21 protein-coding genes and 1 tRNA gene are annotated in these 18161 nt (G+C 64.5%); 4 read left to right on the top strand and 18 right to left on the bottom strand.

Features of this window, described 5'->3' with window-relative positions; all coding sequences use genetic code 11:
- Positions 1-5 precede the first annotated feature (5 nt).
- The 13 genes from IB257_RS22720 to IB257_RS22660 all read right to left on the bottom strand — a co-directional run bounded on the left by IB257_RS22720 (position 6) and on the right by IB257_RS22660 (position 9763).
- A complete protein-coding gene (locus tag IB257_RS22720) occupies positions 6-737 on the bottom strand; it encodes an oxidoreductase (protein ID WP_119450087.1) in 732 nt (243 codons plus the stop codon).
- The gene (locus IB257_RS22715) at positions 730-1611 is read right to left on the bottom strand and encodes a hypothetical protein (RefSeq protein ID WP_192492867.1); all 882 of its coding nucleotides are present in this window, start codon (positions 1609-1611) and stop codon (positions 730-732) included. The genes IB257_RS22720 and IB257_RS22715 overlap by 8 nt, the downstream gene beginning before the upstream one ends.
- Positions 1608-1892, bottom strand: coding sequence for a hypothetical protein (locus IB257_RS22710; RefSeq protein ID WP_225589086.1), 285 nt, complete (start codon positions 1890-1892; stop codon positions 1608-1610). Before IB257_RS22710 ends, IB257_RS22715 begins: the two co-directional genes overlap by 4 nt.
- An 11-nt stretch (positions 1893-1903) precedes the next feature.
- Positions 1904-2548: a phage baseplate protein gene (locus IB257_RS22705; protein ID WP_192492865.1), complete on the bottom strand. Its 645-nt coding sequence runs from the start codon at positions 2546-2548 to the stop codon at positions 1904-1906.
- Entirely contained in the window at positions 2548-4215 is a 1668-nt protein-coding gene (locus IB257_RS22700) for a phage tail tip lysozyme (RefSeq protein WP_192492864.1), read from the bottom strand. The genes IB257_RS22705 and IB257_RS22700 overlap by 1 nt, the downstream gene beginning before the upstream one ends.
- 168 nt (positions 4216-4383) lie before the next feature.
- Entirely contained in the window at positions 4384-4818 is a 435-nt protein-coding gene (locus tag IB257_RS22695; RefSeq protein WP_054453326.1) for a hypothetical protein, read from the bottom strand.
- 1 nt (position 4819) lies between these two features.
- Complete coding sequence (locus IB257_RS22690; protein WP_054453328.1) at positions 4820-5251, bottom strand: hypothetical protein; 432 nt, start codon at positions 5249-5251, stop codon at positions 4820-4822.
- 9 nt (positions 5252-5260) lie between these two features.
- Complete coding sequence (locus IB257_RS22685; RefSeq protein WP_054453330.1) at positions 5261-6739, bottom strand: DUF3383 domain-containing protein; 1479 nt, start codon at positions 6737-6739, stop codon at positions 5261-5263.
- Positions 6740-6743: 4 nt separating this feature from the next.
- Positions 6744-7277, bottom strand: coding sequence for a hypothetical protein (locus IB257_RS22680; protein WP_192492863.1), 534 nt, complete (start codon positions 7275-7277; stop codon positions 6744-6746).
- A gap of 319 nt (positions 7278-7596) precedes the next feature.
- The gene (locus IB257_RS22675; RefSeq protein ID WP_192492862.1) at positions 7597-7857 is read right to left on the bottom strand and encodes a hypothetical protein; all 261 of its coding nucleotides are present in this window, start codon (positions 7855-7857) and stop codon (positions 7597-7599) included.
- Positions 7854-8210, bottom strand: a complete 357-nt coding sequence (locus tag IB257_RS22670) for a hypothetical protein (protein WP_119450092.1) — start codon at positions 8208-8210, stop codon at positions 7854-7856. The genes IB257_RS22675 and IB257_RS22670 overlap by 4 nt, the downstream gene beginning before the upstream one ends.
- Positions 8203-8931: a hypothetical protein gene (locus tag IB257_RS22665; protein ID WP_370540120.1), complete on the bottom strand. Its 729-nt coding sequence runs from the start codon at positions 8929-8931 to the stop codon at positions 8203-8205. Before IB257_RS22665 ends, IB257_RS22670 begins: the two co-directional genes overlap by 8 nt.
- Before the next feature lies 1 nt (position 8932).
- Positions 8933-9763 (bottom strand): YdaU family protein, encoded by an 831-nt coding sequence (locus tag IB257_RS22660; RefSeq protein WP_192492860.1) that lies wholly within the window; start codon positions 9761-9763, stop codon positions 8933-8935.
- A 109-nt stretch (positions 9764-9872) separates the two neighbouring features.
- Between IB257_RS22660 and IB257_RS22655 the strand changes: the two genes are divergently transcribed.
- Entirely contained in the window at positions 9873-10964 is a 1092-nt protein-coding gene (locus IB257_RS22655) for a helix-turn-helix transcriptional regulator (RefSeq protein WP_192492859.1), read from the top strand.
- A gap of 188 nt (positions 10965-11152) precedes the next feature.
- On the opposite strand, the gene IB257_RS22650 is transcribed toward IB257_RS22655, so the two are convergent.
- Positions 11153-11228, bottom strand: a tRNA-His gene (locus IB257_RS22650).
- A 184-nt stretch (positions 11229-11412) separates the two neighbouring features.
- Between IB257_RS22650 and cls the strand changes: the two genes are divergently transcribed.
- On the top strand, positions 11413-12870 hold the full coding sequence (gene cls, locus IB257_RS22645) for a cardiolipin synthase (RefSeq protein WP_175161679.1): 1458 nt from the start codon (positions 11413-11415) through the stop codon (positions 12868-12870).
- Between the two features lie 13 nt (positions 12871-12883).
- Here cls and IB257_RS22640 read toward each other — a convergent pair whose 3' ends face one another.
- Entirely contained in the window at positions 12884-13312 is a 429-nt protein-coding gene (locus IB257_RS22640; protein WP_054453468.1) for a PaaI family thioesterase, read from the bottom strand.
- Between the two features lie 159 nt (positions 13313-13471).
- Between IB257_RS22640 and IB257_RS22635 the strand changes: the two genes are divergently transcribed.
- The gene (locus IB257_RS22635; RefSeq protein WP_119449596.1) at positions 13472-14344 is read left to right on the top strand and encodes an NAD(P)-dependent oxidoreductase; all 873 of its coding nucleotides are present in this window, start codon (positions 13472-13474) and stop codon (positions 14342-14344) included.
- Between the two features lie 82 nt (positions 14345-14426).
- On the opposite strand, the gene IB257_RS22630 is transcribed toward IB257_RS22635, so the two are convergent.
- Positions 14427-15689 (bottom strand): MFS transporter, encoded by a 1263-nt coding sequence (locus IB257_RS22630; protein WP_054453472.1) that lies wholly within the window; start codon positions 15687-15689, stop codon positions 14427-14429.
- 272 nt (positions 15690-15961) lie between these two features.
- Here IB257_RS22630 and IB257_RS22625 point away from each other — a divergent pair, with 272 nt between their 5' ends.
- Positions 15962-16846: a DMT family transporter gene (locus tag IB257_RS22625; RefSeq protein ID WP_119449606.1), complete on the top strand. Its 885-nt coding sequence runs from the start codon at positions 15962-15964 to the stop codon at positions 16844-16846.
- Here the strand turns inward: IB257_RS22625 and IB257_RS22620 are convergent.
- Positions 16843-17331 carry a cupin domain-containing protein gene (locus tag IB257_RS22620; RefSeq protein WP_175161657.1) on the bottom strand — a complete coding sequence of 163 codons (489 nt, stop codon included), beginning with the start codon at positions 17329-17331 and terminating at the stop codon, positions 16843-16845. The genes IB257_RS22625 and IB257_RS22620 overlap by 4 nt on opposite strands.
- A gap of 52 nt (positions 17332-17383) precedes the next feature.
- Complete coding sequence (locus IB257_RS22615; RefSeq protein WP_013395291.1) at positions 17384-18040, bottom strand: GntR family transcriptional regulator; 657 nt, start codon at positions 18038-18040, stop codon at positions 17384-17386.
- Positions 18041-18161: the final 121 nt, after the last annotated feature.

Below are 18161 nucleotides of genomic sequence, written 5' to 3'. Positions count from 1 at the left end.
CGTGTTCAATTGGGCGCTCCTGTGTTTGCCGGCCCGCTCTGCACGCCGGAATGCGTGTGGGTGCTGCCCACGTCCTTGCCGTTGTTGCGCAGCGTACCCAGCGTGTGCATGTCGCCCTGCCAGGTAGACGTGCCGCCGAAGGATCCACCGCCTTGTTGCACCGTCCCGTTCAGCACGATCCGTGGAGAATTCAATGCGCACTGCGCGCTGGCGTTCAGTTCGATATTGGGCGCGGCCACCGTCACCTTCGAGGGCGACACGATGTGTATGCCGTCCGCCGTGAACTGCACATACTGCACCGGGGTTCCATTCAACAGACCGCCGAAATACAGCCCGTCCGCCATGTCGTGGGACCGCCAGGAACCGGGGTTGTTCTGCGCCTTCGAGGTCTTCACCAGCGAGATGTCCCGATTCGCGAAAGCCGCCATCCCGATATCCCCGACCTTCGGGTCCAGGATGACAGCGTCCGCTCCGCCCTGAAGGCGAAAGTAGGGAAGACGATGCAGAACCCCATGCGGCACGGCATTGCCGGCGCCATCGAGCTGGTTGACAAGCGGCTGCACATCGACGAAGCCCACGGGCGATAGCCCGCCTGCATTCGTCACCGACACCACCTTGACCAGCGTCGCCGTGCTGACTCGGATCAGCGCCTGGCTGATCAGGAACTGCAAGGCGCCGAACTCGCTGTCACCCTGGCCGGCTTGCGCCAGCCCTGCGTATCCGTATTGCTCAGGCATTGAGGTTCCTTTTGCACACCGCCACCGACTGCCAGACGCCGCCGGGGACCTCCGCATCCAGCTTGTGGGACAAGCTCACAATGATCCACTCGCCATGCGCGGGTTCGACGGTGCTGATGACCTGCACTCTTTTTCCCAATCCGAGATGCGGGTTGTAGAGCGTCGTCAGTTGGAGCCCCTTGCTCGTAAAAGCCGGATATCCGCTCAACCCCGTTTCCGGGGCCACGAGAATCGGATCGCCCTTTCTGTATCCGCCCTCCGGCCAGACTGACAGGACGCCGCGGTCTATCGTGAAGTTGACCCGGGCCGCCTTCGCGCAGCTGCGCAATTGGTCCATGTCGGTTCCGGAAAAATAGGGATCGGCCAACACATAGTCCTCCCCGCTTTTTTCGCCCTTGTATCCCATCGATTCAGCGATATCGCACATGATTTCTTGCGCTTTTTTCGCACCGGGAAACGACCTGGCGGATGCGGGCTTCACCTGCTTGGCCCCGGCCACCTCGGCCTTGACCGTGAATACGCCCCCTGCGGCCGCCTTGCCCTCTGCACCCATTCCGTAGCCAGCCCAGGCCTCAACGATGTCCCCCTCGTAGACCAGGCAGGGAGCACCGGATTCCCCCCCTGCGTCGATCCGGACAAGATTCTTTCCCCGGCGTTCCGTCATGACGGGCCCTATCGTCGTCAGCTTGTTCATCAGGTCTTGATTCAGTCCGTGGATCAGCAGGGTCATCGGACTGTTTTCGAAGGTCGTATAGGCAGGAATGGTCACCGACATCCGGTAGCCGCTGAGCGTTACGTCCGGCCCCTGCTCGTCGCCGAACTTTCCTTTACCCAGGCTGATGGTCACGTCCAGCCGGCGCTTGATGAAGCTCATAGTTCCAGCGGCTCCAGGTAGGCCAGGACGAAGCGCGATCCGAGATCCTGATACTGCGGGTCGGCGTGGCCCTGGGTGTCCACAAAGGCCAGATCCCCAACGAAGCCCAGGTAAGCAGACCGCACCAGCCGTACTCGATCATGGCAAAGCACCGTGGTCACGATGGGCGCATTGTCGAGTTCAATATCCAGATAGAGTCCCGTCGACTTCTGGTAGACGGCGATCTGGCAGTTCTGCCCGGACAGCACGACGCTGAGCATTTGTGCAGGAACGGGCCTCAAGGGAATTCTCTTCATTGGATCGGCTCCAGATCGGCCACCTTGTTCTGATCGCGCCGGGGATAGGCGTCAATCTCGAACGCCTGTACCTGGCCATTGCTAACTTCATTCGCGCCGCTGGGGTCCTGCGTGGCCGGCGATAGCTGGACGGCCGTCTGCCGGACTTCCTGCAGAGTCAGTTCAACGATCAGGAGGCTGGAGCCGTTCTTGTCGGCGCGGGTGTATGAGTACTTCACCAGGTTGGCCGACGGATAGACGATCTCTGGCGTCGCCACTGAATACAGCTCCGTGCTGCCGACGATGCGCTCCAGCACGGACAACATGACTTTGCGCGACACTGGATCGCCGCCATGCGCCAGCTTGATGGTCGCTTCGAACGGCGCATCGACCTTGTTGAAGGACGAGAATCCGCCCTGCTCAACCGGATGGCTGGATATCTGGCCGCTCTGATTGAAGGTGATTCCAAGGAACGTCTCGAAGACCAGCATCTGCCGCCCATCGACGCCATACAGCCCCCAGCGAGGAGGACCGAAGATCCTGTCGGTCAGCGCCGCAAGTTCGAAGCTTGCCGGTTCGGAGACCGAAGGAAGGAACGCGGCGCGAAAGACTGCGGGGACGCCCGGACTGCTCGGAACATCGGGAAAAGGAATAAGCGGCATCAGAACATCCCCGTATTGCCTTGTTGGACGAGATTCTGGGAGCGCCCCACACGCCCCAAATCGCGAGCGACTCCCTCACCATCGGTCGCCTGCGTCACAACCGTAATGGGGCCGTGGATATGGGTTTCGGACGTATTGCTGGTGGTTGCCGTGCTGCTCGGGATGGCGGCAGCGCTGGCTTGGGCGACTGTGGCCGTCGTAGCCGCAGCTGCGGCGCCTCGTTCCTGATCTTCGAGGAAAAGCGTCCCATAAATTGCCCCGGCAGCGGCGGCGAGCTTGCGCTCTTCGCTTGAGCTGGCCCCTTCGGACTTGTTCAATCCGAAGTGGCGGTACACGGCCACGCTGGCCTGGGCCGGGGTGGTGGCAGCGGCCAGATGTACTCCCGCCCTGCGCCTGGTGCTCTCCAACTCACTGGCGACGAAATCCAGTTGCTGTTCAACCGTGGACTCGCGCAGGTCCATGCCATATATGCGCTTGAAGTCGGCCTGGCGTCGCGGATTCCATAGTCCGATGCCGGCGGAAACGCCATCAGCGCCCACGGCCCTGGGGTCCAGGTTGCTTTGGGCCTGCAGGTTGGCCACCACCCCCACGGCCGCCTCCCGGGTGTAGCCCTTCTTGGACTCGAAGTACCTGACCGCATCGAGAACCTCTTTACTCCTCAGCGCGGGATTGTCCCTTGCTGCCAGAAATTCGGCTTCGCCTACGTTCGTGTCCTTGCTATTGAACAACAATGCGATGCCTGCCGCGACAGGTCCTGCCGCTCTCAACGCCGCAGGTCCCAAGCCTCTCAACGCACCCAGTCCACGCGCCGCGCCTGCGCCACCAAGGGTTCCGAGAGCCGTAGCCACGGCCCCCAAGGCAGATGCCAGGCTCAGCAGCGAATTTACCCAGGAAAGAATCTTGAGCGCCCCCAGCGCTAGCAGGACGTTTTGCCATCCTCCCACCGCCTGCGCCGCCGAATCGACTGCATCAATGAACTTCACGATGGCCTGCGCCGCGCCGTCGACCCACTCGACGATCTCGTCTCGGTTCTCAAGCAGATAATCGCCCCAGCCCTGTGCGAGCGAGATAAGCCGCTCGAACGCCGGCATGAGCGCCAGCAACACCTTGACACTCACCGATTCAAAGGTGTCGCGCAGATCCAGGTAACGGTCGCGCAGCTGCGCGGCCGCTTGCGCATCGTTGCCGGAGATGGCTGCGCGTTTCTCCTGGACCTGAAGCATCCGCTCGAGCTCGTCGGGCCCGCGCTTGAACAGATTGAACAGGCCCTCGCTGATGCCCATGTCCTGGGCCGCCAGCGCGGCTTGGCCTCTGTCCTTCTGGTAAAGATCGGCAATGATCCTCGACCTGGCCAGAAGGTAGGTGTTCCCGTCCTTGAGGTCGCCGACATTGCCGCCGTTGCGAAAGAACGCGGGTAGCGAGTCCGCGGCGGATCCGCGGTTGAATCTGGCTACCTCGACCGAGGATTCCCTCAATTGGGCGGAAATGGCTTCCGCAGTTCCGCCAGCCCGCTCGGCCGCCTTCTGCCACGCGGACAGCCGCTCGGTGCTCATATCCAGATTCTGGGCCATTTGGGCCAGACTGACCGCACCAGATAGTCGGTCCGCCGCGGAACGCTTCGGATCGAAACCCGCAGTGACGAGCAAGGCATCGATGATGGTAGCCATGCAATTACCTCGGTTCAGCTAGGACGCGCCTGTTGTGTGCGTCCACCGCAATCACCTCAAGCAGGTTGTACAGGTCTTCGGCACCGTAGACCGTCTGCAGGTCGTGCAGCAGGCCCGGGTGCCGGGAAATCACCACGCCAATGATCCGGGGGATATTGGCGTAGCGAATCAGGCGCGCGCCGCCGTCGTGGACTTGGAGCCCGAAGTCGATGGGACGGCGGCCGTAAAAAAATCCAGGTGCAAGCCCAGGACTTTCTTGCGCAACGCGAACAGCGTCGCCACCTCCTCGACATCGCCTGACATGAGCTCGCGCGTCACGTTCGGGCTGGGCTGGATCTGGACGCAATCCATCATCTTTTCCAGCAGCGGCTTGGCGCTCTCGAAAGGCAGCTTGGCGATGGCCTTCATGCCCATGGCGGCCACGCCGGCCAGCCCTGCCTCTGCGATGTTGTCCGGGATTTCCACCCCGGCGTTCATCAGCGAGAACAGCGCCCGACCGGCCCATTCCTCGGCGTCGTAGGCAGAAAGCTCCGTCAGGATGAACACCTTGCCCTTGTCGCGCCCTTCGGCGCCGATGGTCAGGGTTATTTGCTTTCTGGCCATGTCACACCAGCGCCGGAGAGACGTTCTGCCAGGTGATCTGGAACGCCATGGGTTGGAGCATCGCCTTGGCATCCGGCGCCGGCGGAATCTGCGTCAGCACGCCGCGGGTCAGCGTGTACTTGCGGTCGATCGACGGGATGTTGAGGGTGCCGTTTGCATAGAACACTTCCCGGGCCGTTTCACTGGCTGCCATCCAGATCTCGAAGACGCGCATGGACGGGGAGTCGGGCTGGATCGTGATGGTCTGCACGCGGGGAACCGGCACGTAGCCGGCCGACATGCGGCCGTCCACGCCCATGGTTACCTGCGCGGGCTTGGCAGCCTCGAAGGTGAAGGCGCTGTCGGAAGCGTAGCCCTCGATCTTCTGCGGCACCGGAAAAACGCCGCCCACCGCAAGCATCAGAACCGAGTTGGCACTGGTCAAAGTCGCCATGTTGAATCCTTAAAGAATGGCCAGCGAGGCCAGGGTGATCTGCTGGACGGAACCGCCGTCCAGGTACCAGAACGTCATGGGCGGGGTGCCGCGGGCCTCTCTCACCTGCGGCGTCGCGTCCTTGATCTGCAGATACCAGCCGCGGGTCTGGAGCGTGTCGGAGATATCCACACCGGCCTGGCTGTTGATCTGCGCCTTCTGCTGGCTCGACAGCGTCACGCCGGCGCGGATGGCGCCGAAGTTGACCGCGGCGTTGATCGGGTCCAGGCAGGCAGCGTCGATCAGCGTGTAGCCGTCGATGTTGTAGGGAATGGCGTTCACCTGGGTCAGCAGCGTCATCAGCGCCTGCTGAAACGCCGCGTTCAACCAGATCTGGTTGACGTAGGTGTCGACCCATTTCCAGTTGCCGCTGATCTGGCCCGGGTACAGGAAGCGGAAGCGGTCGTTGCTGGTGGCGTAGTCGCCGTAGAAGTTGTAGCCGTTGTCGATCAGCGTCTGAGCGGTGGTCGCGTCAGTCACGGAGAACGCGAGGCCCGACTGGCCCTTGAACGCCAGGGTGGCGCGGCCGTTGGTACGTTCGAAGTCGAGCGATGCAACGGCGCCCAGGACGAAGGCTGCATGCAGCACGTCCTTGTAGACCGGCACGGAGCCCGAGTATTCATTGGCGCTTACGACAGCCGCCCAGTTGGACGTGTTGCCCTGCTGGGTAGCGGTGATATCGGTGTCCCAGCCGACGTAGGCGTAGCGGTCGCCCTGGGCATTCGTCCACGCCGAAAACGCCACTTTGCCGGCCGTATCGGGCTCGAAGGTCGTCATGAACGCCGCCCAGTTCTGGGTCAGGTCGGTAATCCGGCCCATGTCCACCGCTGGAATGCCGGCCGCGGCGCCCAGCGACACCTTGGCGCCAGCGGCCTGCGTCAGCTTCAAGCCCGACGCGAGGGTGCCGCTGCCATAGGAGATCGTGCTGGCGACGCCATCGGTGGCCGAGACGATCACGAAAGCGGCACGCTGCGCATCGTAGGTGCAGGTGGCGCCCATGGCGGTGAACCCGGCTTCGATGATCGTGGCGGCGTTCGAGAAGCTCGTTGCCGTCGACAGGTCGATGCTGGCGGAGGTCTTCGCCACGCCGTCCACGGTCACCGTCAGGATGCCGGACAGCGCCTGCAGCTGGGTCAGCGTTACCGCGGCCATCGAGCCGCCGCGCAGATAGGCGGAAACCGCTGCCGCCGGATACTGGGCATACAACAGATTGCCCGGCTTGCGGGTCGAGTTGTCGAAGCCGTTGAAGTAGACGTCGGCCAGGGCGGCCTCGGTCGAGGTCGGACCGAAGAAGCGCTGTACGTCGCGCGGGGTCGCGAAACTCTGGACGGTGCCGATGGGGACGGCGGTATCGTGGGTCAGGATCAGGCCGTTCAAATCGAGCGCCGATCCGCCGGCGGAGATCACGCCAGGCACTACCTGGACGATTTCACTGGCGGGAATGGACATAGGATTAAGCTCCCGTAGGGTAGGTGGTGTCGGCCTCGATGAGGCCCACGTGAAGGTGATCCGCAAACTGCTGCGGCATGCTGATGGAAGGGTTGAACTGCAGGACGGCGTCGAACCACCACCGCTCGAAGGTCTGGCTTTCCCCGCTCTCGAAGGGCACTTGCTTGAGCTCGCCCGCGTACAGCGGCTGAGTTCGTCCCAGATTCCCCAGGAACTCGCACCCGTACTGGCTGCGCAGGGCGATCGAGAGCGTGAGCGCCAGGTCCAGGGCCCGCGCCCCGTAGCCATCCACGCGGGCAGACCATTGCGTGGCCTGGGTCATGATCCGCTTCCCCGCCGCGGGCGACGGATCGGCATAGGCCATGACCGGCACGGAAAGTCCCTGCGCCGCCAGCGGAGTGATGACGACGCACTCGCGCGGTGGCGCGGGAACCCAACCGGGTAGACCGCGGACAACGTCGCAGTCGACCAAGGTCTTGAAGAATGCGGCGAGGTCCTCTACCAGCTGGTTTTCAGTGATGCTGATCTGAACGCTCATGGAGTTGGATTCCTGCTGAAGAAGACTGGCGCCGAAATATCGCGCCCAAATGCAAAAGCCCCGGCACGTGGCCGGGGCTGCATTTCGAGGTTGCATTTGTCAGGGGCGCAATGCCCCGGACAAATTGTGACCGATTGCGTGACCGTTGGGGCGGGGTCTTGTGACGGTTCCGTCACATGCAGTGCAAAGAAGTTCGACCCCTGCCCCAGCAGTGAAAAAGCCGGGGCCACGCGCCCAAAACAAAAAGCCCCGGCGCGTGGCCAGGGCTGCATTTGCTTGGGGCGCAATGCCCCGGACCCATTGTGACCGATTGCGTGACCTATGGGGCGCGGTCTTGTGACGGAACCGTCACACGCCATGCATAGGTGCGCCCATGCCCGCCTGTTTCGGGCTCTTGAATCAGCACGCTGCCGGTATCCTGCAGCGCATCCATGGCCCGCTGGATGCCTCTTTGCAGGCGCGTCTTTTCAGGAACAGACAAAGGCCGGCCGCGTGACACATGACGGACCAGCTCCATCAAACGGAATGAGCGACCGGGATAGCAGGCCATCAGATCCATCACCTCGTGCGCGTACTTCACGCCAGCCTCCTTTCCACCAGGCTGCGGAAAAGACCCAGGTACAGTTTGTATTCGGTTTCGGTCATGGCCACGCCGGTCGTATCGGCAATCCAGTCCAGCGCCTTGGCGCGGCGCGCGCGGCCATCCAGCTGGCCGAACATCACATTCTTCTGCGGGTATTCGGCAATGATGATCATGCGCTCGTGCCAGGGCAGCGCGGCATGCATCGCCTCGACCTCCATGGCGTGGTGATGGTTGATGGGCCGGTAGTCCTCCTCTTCGGAAAGGTACACCTCCATGTTTCCCACCGTAGCGCCGGACCAGGTCCAGCGGGCCCAGTTCCAGATCAGATCGTCACCCGTCAATTTACTCATCAGCCACCTCGCATTGTTTACCTGTCTTGCCGCTGGAACCGTTCTGCAGACGGCCCTCCGTATCCTGGCTTTCGCCCTTGGCGCGCTTGAGCATGTCGGCGATGCCCTTGCTCGGGTGGTGGCCGCGCGCAATGCGCGCATCCCACTTTTCAATCCAGCTCCGGGGCGGGCGTCTGCGGTCCCGCAGCACCTTCTGCGCGCCCATTTTCTTGAGCGCCGCCTCGGCCTCTGCGCGCGTGGCCAGCGTCTGGCCGGGCGCGGGCAGCGCTGGACGAGGCAGCGGGATATCCGCCCACACGCCCTTCGCCAACTCCTCGTTCAGCGTCTTCTCCCAGCGCGCCTTGATGGCGCCGTAGGTGCAGCCCAGCAGATCCACCGTGCTGACGCCCACCGCGGCCCAGTACACCGCCGGATGCGACCAGGCACCGGGCTCGCCGCGCCTGCGCGCTGACAAGCCACGCACGGCCTCGTGATAGGCCACTTCGGGAACCATCCACGGGCAACATAATTTGATGAACTGCGGTAGCGTCGGCGGCCATTCCTGGGTCAGGCAGGCGACCAGGCCGCGACGCACCTGCACCTCGTCCAGGCCCGCCAATTTCTGGTTCCATGAATCCTTCAGTTCACGGGCAGTCAGGCCCTGCCATTGCTGCGCGAACTTGGCGCCGTACATCAACAGCATTTCATTGACCACCAGCGCGCCCATGGTGGCAGAAGGCATGTCAGCGGGTTGCATCGATCGTCCCCATGAACCGCTCGCGCGGCCGGCCGTCGTCGGCCAATACTTCTCGCAGCTCCTCGGTCCAGTCGGCCAGGCGTTGCGCCCTGCCTGCCGGCTGGCCGGCTGTAGCGGGCGTGCGCGGAGGGAAGAGGCCCTGGTACCCGCCCGCGATGCTGTTCGCGATCACGGCCCCTGGCGGATGCCCGGCGGCCAGATAGGCGGCAAGCTGTTGCAGCTGACGCCTGGCGCCCTCCTGCGTCACCGGCTTTTTGCGCGCCTTGCGGTCGGCAATCCAACTGACCCAGTCCTCGCGGTCCAGCCAATCCGGCAGTTCGATCACGGACGCGTCGAATCCGGTCCCCCGCTTGCGGGAGGTGTGTTCTTTTGGTTCCTGGTTCTTGGTTCCTGGTTCTTGGTTAGCTTCCGATCCGCCATCTGCCGGGCCATGGCCGGGTTTCTCGTCGAAACCCATGGGAAACCCGCTTGGTTGTTCCAGATTGCGCTCTGCCAGCCTGGGCCGGCCGCCTCGCCGGCCGTTGGCCTTGGCGGTCTCGGCCTTGACGTGATACGCGGCAATCTCCACGTCCGCCCGTTTGTTGTGCCAATGGCCATCGCGCAACACGAAGAACTCGGCCAGCACCTGCGCGGCCGCCTCTCTTTCTTCTTCGCTACGGGCCCCCACCCACCGGAATACCTGCTGCAGGTTGTCCACGATGGGCTGCTCTTCGGCGTAGTACCGGCGCAGCAGGCGGCTGTAGATGGCATCTTCAAGTAAGCTCAGATGCGCCGTGGCCTGCGCGTAATCACCGATGTTGTGGCTGTAGTAGTTCATGCGTGTTTTTGCATCCCCGCCAGTCTTACCTCGCTATCATTTTTAAATCTTAGAATGCTAAGATTCTAAATGCAAGCCAACTAAGATTGTTTTTGTTTAGCATCCTAAGATGACCTTTCAGAAGCGAATCACACAGGCGTTCAACGAGGAAGCGGCCCGTCGTGCGGACGCGGCCGAACCGCGCCTTACCAAGACAGACCTATGGAAGGCAGCCGGCGCCTCTTCCGGCGCGGCGACGCATTGGTTCAATGGGTCCAACGGCATGGATATGGCGACCTGCATCAAGGTCGCCCCGCTGCTGCGCGTGAACGCGCAATGGCTATATGACGGCACCGCCCCGAAACTGCCTGCGAGCGATGGATCCCTGGCCGCAGCGGTGCCGGCGCCCCCTCCGTGGCCCTTCCCCGGCATCCCGGAAGAACAGGTGCGGGCATTGCCCCCGGATCAGCTGAACAAATTGCAGGGCGCGATTGCGTTGGCAATCGCGCAATTGAAGCTGGGGATTGACGTCTCCCCTGCTACCGCCGCGCCACAAATGCCGACGGTCCTGCGCAGCGACTCGCTGGTGGACACCTACTTGTCCCGAGACGAGTTCCCAATGCGCATCGATGGCCTGCCTGCAGCGCCCTGGGAAGGCGGCAAGACCACGCGCCAGACCGAACGCGAAGGCAGGGTCCGGATCAGCACCCAGAAAGGCGTGGTCGCCAATGTGGGCGTGGGCGAACCGCCCGCGGCCAACGACAGGTTCGAGAAGGTCCCGGAACTGGCCGACGTGCGCCTGGCTGCGGGCGACCCCATCGAAAACCATGCCGAAGAACAGACCGGCATGATCCAGTTCCGCAAGTCTTTCCTCAGGTCGGTAGGCGCGGACAACGGCCGGGGCCGCGTGGTGTATGCGAAGGGCGACAGCATGGAGCCCGTCATCCGCGACGGCGCTGCGTTGCTGGTGGTCCCCAACGAAAGCCTGACGCTGCAGGACATCGCCGCCGGCGGGGTTTATGCCATCAACTACGACGGCAAGATGATCGTGAAGACGGTGGCCCGGGAACGGCTAACCGGGCAATGGGTGGCGCGGTCGTTCAATCCCTTGCACGATGACATCCCGCTGGAGAACGGGGCATCGGTGCGGGTGTTGGGGCGGGTCGTGTGGGCGGGGGCAAGGTTGAGGGATGATGAGGCGGGGCAGTGGCGGGCTGAGTGATGGAAAGTCTCGGGGCCTCGCCTTGCGGGTAGTCGTAGAAGCCATCTCCGGATGGCTTTTTCTTGACTGGAATTCAGCCCGCGCTTGCTGAGCAAGCGAAGCACAAGATGCGCCGAAAGCGTAAAGCGCCAGCAAATGAAAAAAGGCACTTCGCTTTCGCGAAAGTGCCTTATCTTCATTGAATTCTTTGGGGTGGCTGATGGGGCTCGAACCCACGACAACCGGAATCACAATCCGGGACTCTACCAACTGAGCTACAGCCACCTCTGATACTACTTTTCTTCCTTGCCGCGCTGCTTTTGAAAGCTGCTCAACAACGAAGAGGCCGAATTCTAGCACGTTTTTTTAATCCGTGTGAAACCGGCCCTGCCGCCCCACTTGCCAGCGCGGGCCACCTTGCTATCCTTCGCCATTGATCATCTACGGAGGCCGCGCTTACGCCATCGCCATGGACCGCATACATGCAATCTTGATCGATTACTGGCCCCATCTGGTGTTTGCCATCAGCATCGTGGCGGGAACGGGCGCGGCGGTGCATGCCGCGATGACCAAACAGGACGTGCGGGCGGCCATAGGCTGGGTGGGGGTGGCGCTATTTTCGCCGCTGTTCGGCGCGTTGTTCTATTTCGTGGCGGGCATCAACCGGATCCGCAAGACTCGGCTGTCGCAGCAGCGCGATGAGGCGATGGTGGTGGATGCGGAGCAGGTCGAGACCGCGCCGGTGGACGTGGCGCCGATCTCGGGCCAGCAGTTCGCGTCGCTGAAGGTGCTGGGCGACCGCGTCAGCCGTTTCCGCCTGCTGGGCGGCAACGCGGTGCGGCCGCTGGCCGGCGGTGACGAGGCCTATCCGGCGATGCTGCAGGCGATCCGCGAAGCGCGCCACGCGGTGGCGATGCAGAGCTATATCTTCGACAACGACGCGATCGGGCGGGAGATGGCGCAGGCGCTGATCGAGGCGCGCGAGCGCGGGGTCGAGGTGCGGGTGCTGATCGACGCCATCGGTTCCAAGTATTCGCGGCCGCCCATCGTGCGCATGCTGTCGCGCGGCGGGGTGCCAGTGGCGCGCTTCATGACCAATCCGTTGGGCGTACTGCGCATGCCCTATGCCAACCTGCGCAGCCACCGCAAGGTGCTGGTGGTGGACGGACGCCTGGGCTTTACCGGAGGGATGAACGTGCGCGCGGCCTTCGTCAGCGCGCTGGCGGGCGATGGCACCAACCGCGATACGCACTTCCGGGTGGAAGGACCGATCGTGACGCAGCTGATGTCGGTGTTTGCGCACGACTGGAACTTCACGACGCACGAATCCCTGCCGGCCAGGCCCTGGTTCGATCCCGAGGCCTTGCCGCCGACGGGCGACGTGCCGATGCGCTGCGTGCCGTCCGGCCCGGACCGCGCGCTGGGCAGCACGCACAATATGCTGCTGGGCGCGCTGGCGGTGGCGCAGCGCCACGTGCGCATCCAGTCGCCCTACTTCCTGCCGGACCAGACGCTGATCGGCGCGCTGGCCACGGCCGCGCGGCGCGGCGTGGTGGTGGACATCGTGATTCCCGGGAAGAACAACCTGCGGCTGGTGGACTACGCGATGACGGCCCAGCTGGACCAGGTGGTGCGCACGGGCTGCCGGGTCTGGCGTTCGCATGGCGCGTTCGACCACTCCAAGCTGATGACGGTGGACGACGCGTGGGCCTATGTGGGTTCGTCCAACCTGGATCCGCGCAGCCTGCGGCTGAACTTCGAGCTGGATACTGAAATCTACGACCCCGGCGTGGCGCGCTGGATCGGCGCGCGGGTCGACGGCTTGATCGCGCAGGGCCAGCGCGAGACGCTGGAGAACCTGCTGCGCGCGCCGTTCGCCAAGCGCCTGCGCAACAAGGTGATCTGGCTGGCTACGCCTTACTTGTAGACCCGCAAGAAGCTCAACCGTCGGAAGCCGGCGCGGGCGCGGCGCGCACCGCGAAGACCGCGTTGGCCTTGAGCATGACGCGGCCTTCGACCTGCAGCAGGCAGGTGGCGTAGATCAGACGGCGGCCCTGCTTGTCGATGCGGACATGGGCTTCGAGCCAGTCCCCGGGCTTGACCGGGTTCAGGTATTCCACCGACATCTGCACCGTGACCACCGAGGCCTGCGCCTGCTCGGCGATGGTATGGCCCAGCGCGCTGTCGGCCAGCGTGGCGAGCAGGCCGCCGTGGGCGATGGCGTGCATATTGGTGTGCGCCATCCCCACGCGCAGGGCCAGCACGCAATCGGCATCGCGCTTGTAGAGCGCGCCGAGGTCGGCCAGATGTTCCATGAAGGGGCTGCTGGGGCGCCAAGGCGCGAAACCGGAAGGAATGGAGTCTGTCATGCTCAAGCCTGGTTTTTTCACGCGGAATACCTCGAGTATCGCAAAGAAGTCTGCTGCCGGCACCGCTATCCGCAGACCTGTGATCGCGGCGCGGACGATCCGCAAGTCAGAGTAAGATTTACGCCATAACAAACCCCTACATGGCAGGAGCAGTGGAAGATGGCGAAAGTCGGCATGGTTGGTATCGGCCTCATGGGCCATGGCATTGCAAGCAATCTGGTCAAGCACGGGCACGCGCTGACCGTGCTTGAGCACCCGGGCAATCAGCCCCTGGACGCGCTGAAGGCTGCGGGCGCAACCAGCGTGACCGATGGCGCCACGCTGGCGGCCCAGTCTGACGTGATCATCCTCTGCGTTACCGGCAGCCCGCAGGTCGAGGCCGTGCTGCTGTCCGAGGGCGGCGTGCTGGCGGGCTTGCGTCCCGGTACGGTGATCATCGATTGCTCGACGGCGATCCCCTCTTCCACCGTCAAGGTGGCGCAGGCCGTGACGGAATCCGGCGGCCGCTTCCTCGATGCGCCGATGACGCGCACCCCCAAGGAAGCCGCCGAGGGCCGGCTCAATCTGCTGGTGGGCGGCGACGCCGCGCTGTTCGAGGAATGCAAGCCGCTGCTGGCCTGCTTCGCCGAGAACATCACGCATGCCGGCCCGATCGGCGCCGGCCATCGCATGAAGCTGCTGCACAACTACGTGTCGCTGGGCGTGGTCGCGCTGCTGTCGGAAGCCGCAGCTTGCGCGCTGCGCGCGGAGATCGATCCGGCGGTGTTCGCCGACGTGCTGGCCAAGGGCGGCGGCGGCGGCGTGGCACTGGAACGCATCAAGCCTTACCTGCTGGAACAGGATCCGTCCTCGCTGCGGTTCTTCATGTCGAATGCGCAGAAGGATTTGTCCTACTACAACACCATGGCCGCGGAAACGGGCGCGGTACGGGAAATCGGCGCGGCCGTGCAGCACACGTTCGACCAGGCCGTCACTCAGGGCGGCGGCGACCGCTACGTGCCGGAACTGGTATCGCTGCTGAAGGACCGCTAGGACGGTCCTGGAGACCATCGCATCCGGCGTCACGGATGCGATGGCAAACGCTGCGGACGGCATCGCCCACAGTCCGCGGGGATCAACGGCCGGCCACCGCTACCGCGCGCGGCAGGCCCCGCGCCGGCAGGCGCAAGGAAATCAGGGCCGCCGCCAACAGCAGCGCGCCCGCTGCCCCGAAGGCCACCCAATGCGTGCCGAAGGTCTCGTAGGCCCAGCCGCCCAGCCATGAGCTGATCATGCCGCCAACCTGGTGGCCCAGGTAGACCAGTCCGTAAAGCACGCCCACCAGCCGCACGCCGTAGACGTCCGCAAGAATGGCCGACGACAGGGCGATGCTGCCTGCCCACGCGATGCCGCCCAGGGTGGCCGCTGCGTACAGTTCCCAATGCGCCCCCACCATGACCAGCGCGAAGAAACCCAGCCCGCGCACCAGATAGATCGCGGCCAGGATGGCGCGCCGTTCGACCTGGTCGGACATGCGCCCCAGCACCAGGGTGCTGAAGATGGCGACCAGGCCGATCAGGCCGATGCCCAGCGAACTGGTGGTGGCGTCAAAGCCATGGTCCATCAGCATGGGCACGCCGTGCGTGCCCAGCAGGTTCATGCTGAAACCACAGGCGAACAGGCCCAGCGCCACCTGCCAGAACGGCAGCGAGTTCAGCGCCGCGCGCACATTGGGCGCCGGCTGCTTCGCCGCGGCTTTGGCCGGTCCCGCCTTGTCGATGATCTGGTGCGGCAGCAGGTCGGTGTGCTCCGGCGCTTCATCGCGCATGACGAAGAGCGCCATCGGCACGGTCAGCAGCGCGAACAGCGCGGCGAAGCCCAGCAGCGTTTCCTGCCAGCCCACGGCCGAGATCGCGAAGGTCAGGGTCGGCGTCATCAGCGCGATGCCGGCCATGGAACCGGTGGACAGGAAGAACAGCGCCATGCCGCGCTGGCGCGTGAACCAGCGGCTGATCACCGGCGTCAACGCTACCGGGCTGGTGAAGCCCAGGCCGATGGACAGCGCCACGCCGAAGGACAGCAGGAATTCGATGGGGCCGCGCGCGTAGACCGTCCAGATGATCGACAACACGACGATGGCGGTGCCGGTCAGCAGCACGAAGCGGGTGCCGCGCGTGCCGACCAGATAACCTGCTACCGGCATGGCCAGCCCATAGCAGAGCATGCCGATCGCGACGATGCCGGACAGCGTACTGCGCGTGAAGCCCAGGGCGTCGGCGATGGGCAGGAAGAACGGCCCGACCCCCATGCGCAGGCCGACCGTCAACAGGGTGAGTACCGTAGCGGCGCCTACGATGTTCCAGCCGAAATACCAGCCGCCCGACTCTTGCTTCTCCACTTGCGCTTCTCCTCGATATCTTCTTGTGGCCGCTTGGCGCGCCCAGGTTCGCCAGCGCCGCCCAAAAAGGCGCGGCGGGAGCGGGAAGAACGAGGCGTGCACCGGCTTGTCGTCTCCGGCGGCCTGACGACGCCGGACGCGTCATATTACTCCTGGCTATATGCCTGCTCCGCCCGGAATCGGGGAATCTGTTCGGTGAGCGGTCACCGAAGCGCTGTATAGTGCTCGCCATTTCGTCGCGCCCGAAGCAGACCGTGAAGTCCAAGACCTCGATGTTCGCCCTGTCCCGCCAGGAAATCGCGCTGGTGCTGGTCACCATGCTGTGGGGCAGCACCTTCCTCATCATCCACATCGCCATGCAGCACAGCGGACCGCTGTTCTTCGTGGGCGTGCGTTTCACCATCGCCGGCCTGATGGCGCTGCTGATGTTCCGCAAGCACATGGCTGCGATCACCCGCCAGGAGGTCGGCGCCGGCATCGCCATCGGCTGCGCCCTGTTCCTGGGCTACTTCCTGCAGACCTACGGCTTGCAGACCATCACCAGCAGCCAGTCCGCCTTCATCACGGCGATGTACGTGCCCATCGTGCCGCTGCTGCAATGGGCCGTGCTGAAGAAGCCGCCAGGCCTGATGAGCTGGGTGGGCGTGGCGCTGGCCTTCGCGGGCCTGATCCTGCTGGCGGGTCCGCAGGCGGGCGCGCTGAATTTCAGCGTGGGCGAAGCGGCGACGCTTGCCGGGGCCGCGGCGATCGCCGCGGAGATCATCCTGATCGGCCACTATGCCAAGAAGGTCGACAGCCGCCGCGTCACCTTCGTGCAGTTGTTGACGGCAGGCCTGGTGTCGTTCGCACTGATGCCCGTGATGGGCGAGGCGGTGCCCGAATTCTCATGGCTGTGGGCGGGCGCGGCCATCGGCCTGGGACTGGCCAGCGCCATCATCCAGCTGACCATGAACTGGGCGCAGAAGTCGGTGTCTCCAACCCGGGCCACCGTCATCTATGCCGGCGAGCCTGTGTGGGGCGGCATCGTGGGACGCCTGGCCGGCGACCGGCTCCCGGCGCTGGCGTTGGTAGGCGCCGGCCTGATCGTGGCGGGCGTACTGGCAAGCGAGGCCAAGTTCACCCGCAGGAAAAAACCGCAAGCACAGGGCGCCGACTAGCGGGCCAGGCGCGCGATCACCCCGGCCTGCGCGGGGTACAGCCGTTGCAGGTCGGCGGCGTCGGCCAACTCGAACTCGCTGAACTCGAAGCCAGGCGCCACCGTGCAGCCGGCCAGCGCATAGCCGGCGGGGTCGGCCAATTCTGCCGCGAACCAGCTGCCGGCCGGCACGACCGCCTGGAACGCGGCCTCAGGGTCCTTCAGCGCGTCGCCCAGCCGCAGGCAGCGGTAAGCGCCGTCCGGCGCCAGCACGTGGACTAGCAGCGCGCCGCCCGCATGGAAATGCCAGAGTTCGTCGGACCGGATGCGATGCCAGGTCGACCAGGCGCCGTCGCATAGCAGGTAATAGATGGCGGTGCTGGCCGAGCGGCGCGCGCCGTCGCCGCGCGTCACGGCATCGGCGGCGCGATAGGTTTCGCGGTAGTAGCCGCCTTCGGGGTGCGGCAGCAGGTCCAGGCGGCGGATGAGATCGGCGGATGCGGTCATGACGGGACGGGCGCGTAGAGGATGACGCCAGTCTAGAGCAAAGCCGCGCGTCCTAGGCCGCCTGCTCCAGAAACGCCTGCAGGGCGGGCACCGTGTTCAGCACATGCTGACGCATGGCCGCTTCGCAACGCGCCGGGTCGCGCGTCTGCAACGCGGCGATCAATTCCTGGTGCGATTCGCGCACGCGCAGGACGCGGCCGGGCTGGGCCACCCACAGGCGCATATAGGGCTCGACGACGGAATGCAGCTCCGAGATCTGGCGCAGCAGGCGCGGCTGCTGGCAGAAGCTGCACAGGTATTCGTGGAATTCGCGATGCGCGGTGATCCAGTCCAGGTGTTCGCCCGGCCCCTGCTCCAGCTGTTCCAGCAGCAGCGACAGGCGGCGGATGTGCTCGGCGCCCATGTGCAGCACCGCGTTACGCATGGCCAGGCCTTCCAGCACGGACCGCATTTCGAACACTTCCAGCATTTCCTGCTGATTCAGGCCGCGCACCACCGCGCCGCGGTTGGCGCGGATCTCGACCAATCCTTCCGAGGCCAGCCGGCGCAGCGCGCCGCGTACCGGCATGCGGCTGGTACCGATTTCGGCCGCGACCACCTCGGGCACCAGGCGCTGGCCGGGCGCGTAGCGGCCCAGGCGGATTTCGCGCTGCAGATGCAGGTAGGCCTCGTCTTCGGCGCTGATGGCTGTCTTTTGGAATTGCAGCATTGGAGTCCCGGGGCTAGGGCCGACGGATAGGCCCACGAAAGCCGCCATGATAGATAACCACAAAAATAACACAAATTGGATCCAATGATCCATGGATGCAAATCCTAATGGTCTTGCAGCG

Source organism: Achromobacter sp. ACM03 (assembly GCF_014851665.1).
In the GTDB taxonomy this organism is placed as follows: Bacteria; Pseudomonadota; Gammaproteobacteria; order Burkholderiales; family Burkholderiaceae_B; genus Achromobacter; species Achromobacter aegrifaciens.
Note: the sequence above shows the minus strand (reverse complement) of the source record. Positions and strands in the feature narration are given on the sequence as shown.

Excerpts from the sequence above, each read along its gene's own strand:
- IB257_RS22720 (WP_119450087.1), bottom strand. The coding sequence starts at position 737 with ATGCCTGAGCAATACGGATACGCAGGGCTGGCGCAAGCCGGCCAGGGT.
- IB257_RS22715 (WP_192492867.1), bottom strand. The coding sequence starts at position 1,611 with ATGAGCTTCATCAAGCGCCGGCTGGACGTGACCATCAGCCTGGGTAAA.
- IB257_RS22705 (WP_192492865.1), bottom strand. The coding sequence starts at position 2,548 with ATGCCGCTTATTCCTTTTCCCGATGTTCCGAGCAGTCCGGGCGTCCCC.
- IB257_RS22700 (WP_192492864.1), bottom strand. The coding sequence starts at position 4,215 with ATGGCTACCATCATCGATGCCTTGCTCGTCACTGCGGGTTTCGATCCG.
- IB257_RS22695 (WP_054453326.1), bottom strand. The coding sequence starts at position 4,818 with ATGGCCAGAAAGCAAATAACCCTGACCATCGGCGCCGAAGGGCGCGAC.
- IB257_RS22690 (WP_054453328.1), bottom strand. The coding sequence starts at position 5,251 with ATGGCGACTTTGACCAGTGCCAACTCGGTTCTGATGCTTGCGGTGGGC.
- IB257_RS22685 (WP_054453330.1), bottom strand. The coding sequence starts at position 6,739 with ATGTCCATTCCCGCCAGTGAAATCGTCCAGGTAGTGCCTGGCGTGATC.
- IB257_RS22680 (WP_192492863.1), bottom strand. The coding sequence starts at position 7,277 with ATGAGCGTTCAGATCAGCATCACTGAAAACCAGCTGGTAGAGGACCTC.
- IB257_RS22670 (WP_119450092.1), bottom strand. The coding sequence starts at position 8,210 with ATGAGTAAATTGACGGGTGACGATCTGATCTGGAACTGGGCCCGCTGG.
- IB257_RS22665 (WP_370540120.1), bottom strand. The coding sequence starts at position 8,931 with ATGCCTTCTGCCACCATGGGCGCGCTGGTGGTCAATGAAATGCTGTTG.
- IB257_RS22660 (WP_192492860.1), bottom strand. The coding sequence starts at position 9,763 with ATGAACTACTACAGCCACAACATCGGTGATTACGCGCAGGCCACGGCG.
- IB257_RS22655 (WP_192492859.1), top strand. The coding sequence starts at position 9,873 with ATGACCTTTCAGAAGCGAATCACACAGGCGTTCAACGAGGAAGCGGCC.
- cls (WP_175161679.1), top strand. The coding sequence starts at position 11,413 with ATGGACCGCATACATGCAATCTTGATCGATTACTGGCCCCATCTGGTG.
- IB257_RS22640 (WP_054453468.1), bottom strand. The coding sequence starts at position 13,312 with ATGACAGACTCCATTCCTTCCGGTTTCGCGCCTTGGCGCCCCAGCAGC.
- IB257_RS22635 (WP_119449596.1), top strand. The coding sequence starts at position 13,472 with ATGGCGAAAGTCGGCATGGTTGGTATCGGCCTCATGGGCCATGGCATT.
- IB257_RS22625 (WP_119449606.1), top strand. The coding sequence starts at position 15,962 with ATGTTCGCCCTGTCCCGCCAGGAAATCGCGCTGGTGCTGGTCACCATG.
- IB257_RS22620 (WP_175161657.1), bottom strand. The coding sequence starts at position 17,331 with ATGACCGCATCCGCCGATCTCATCCGCCGCCTGGACCTGCTGCCGCAC.
- IB257_RS22615 (WP_013395291.1), bottom strand. The coding sequence starts at position 18,040 with ATGCTGCAATTCCAAAAGACAGCCATCAGCGCCGAAGACGAGGCCTAC.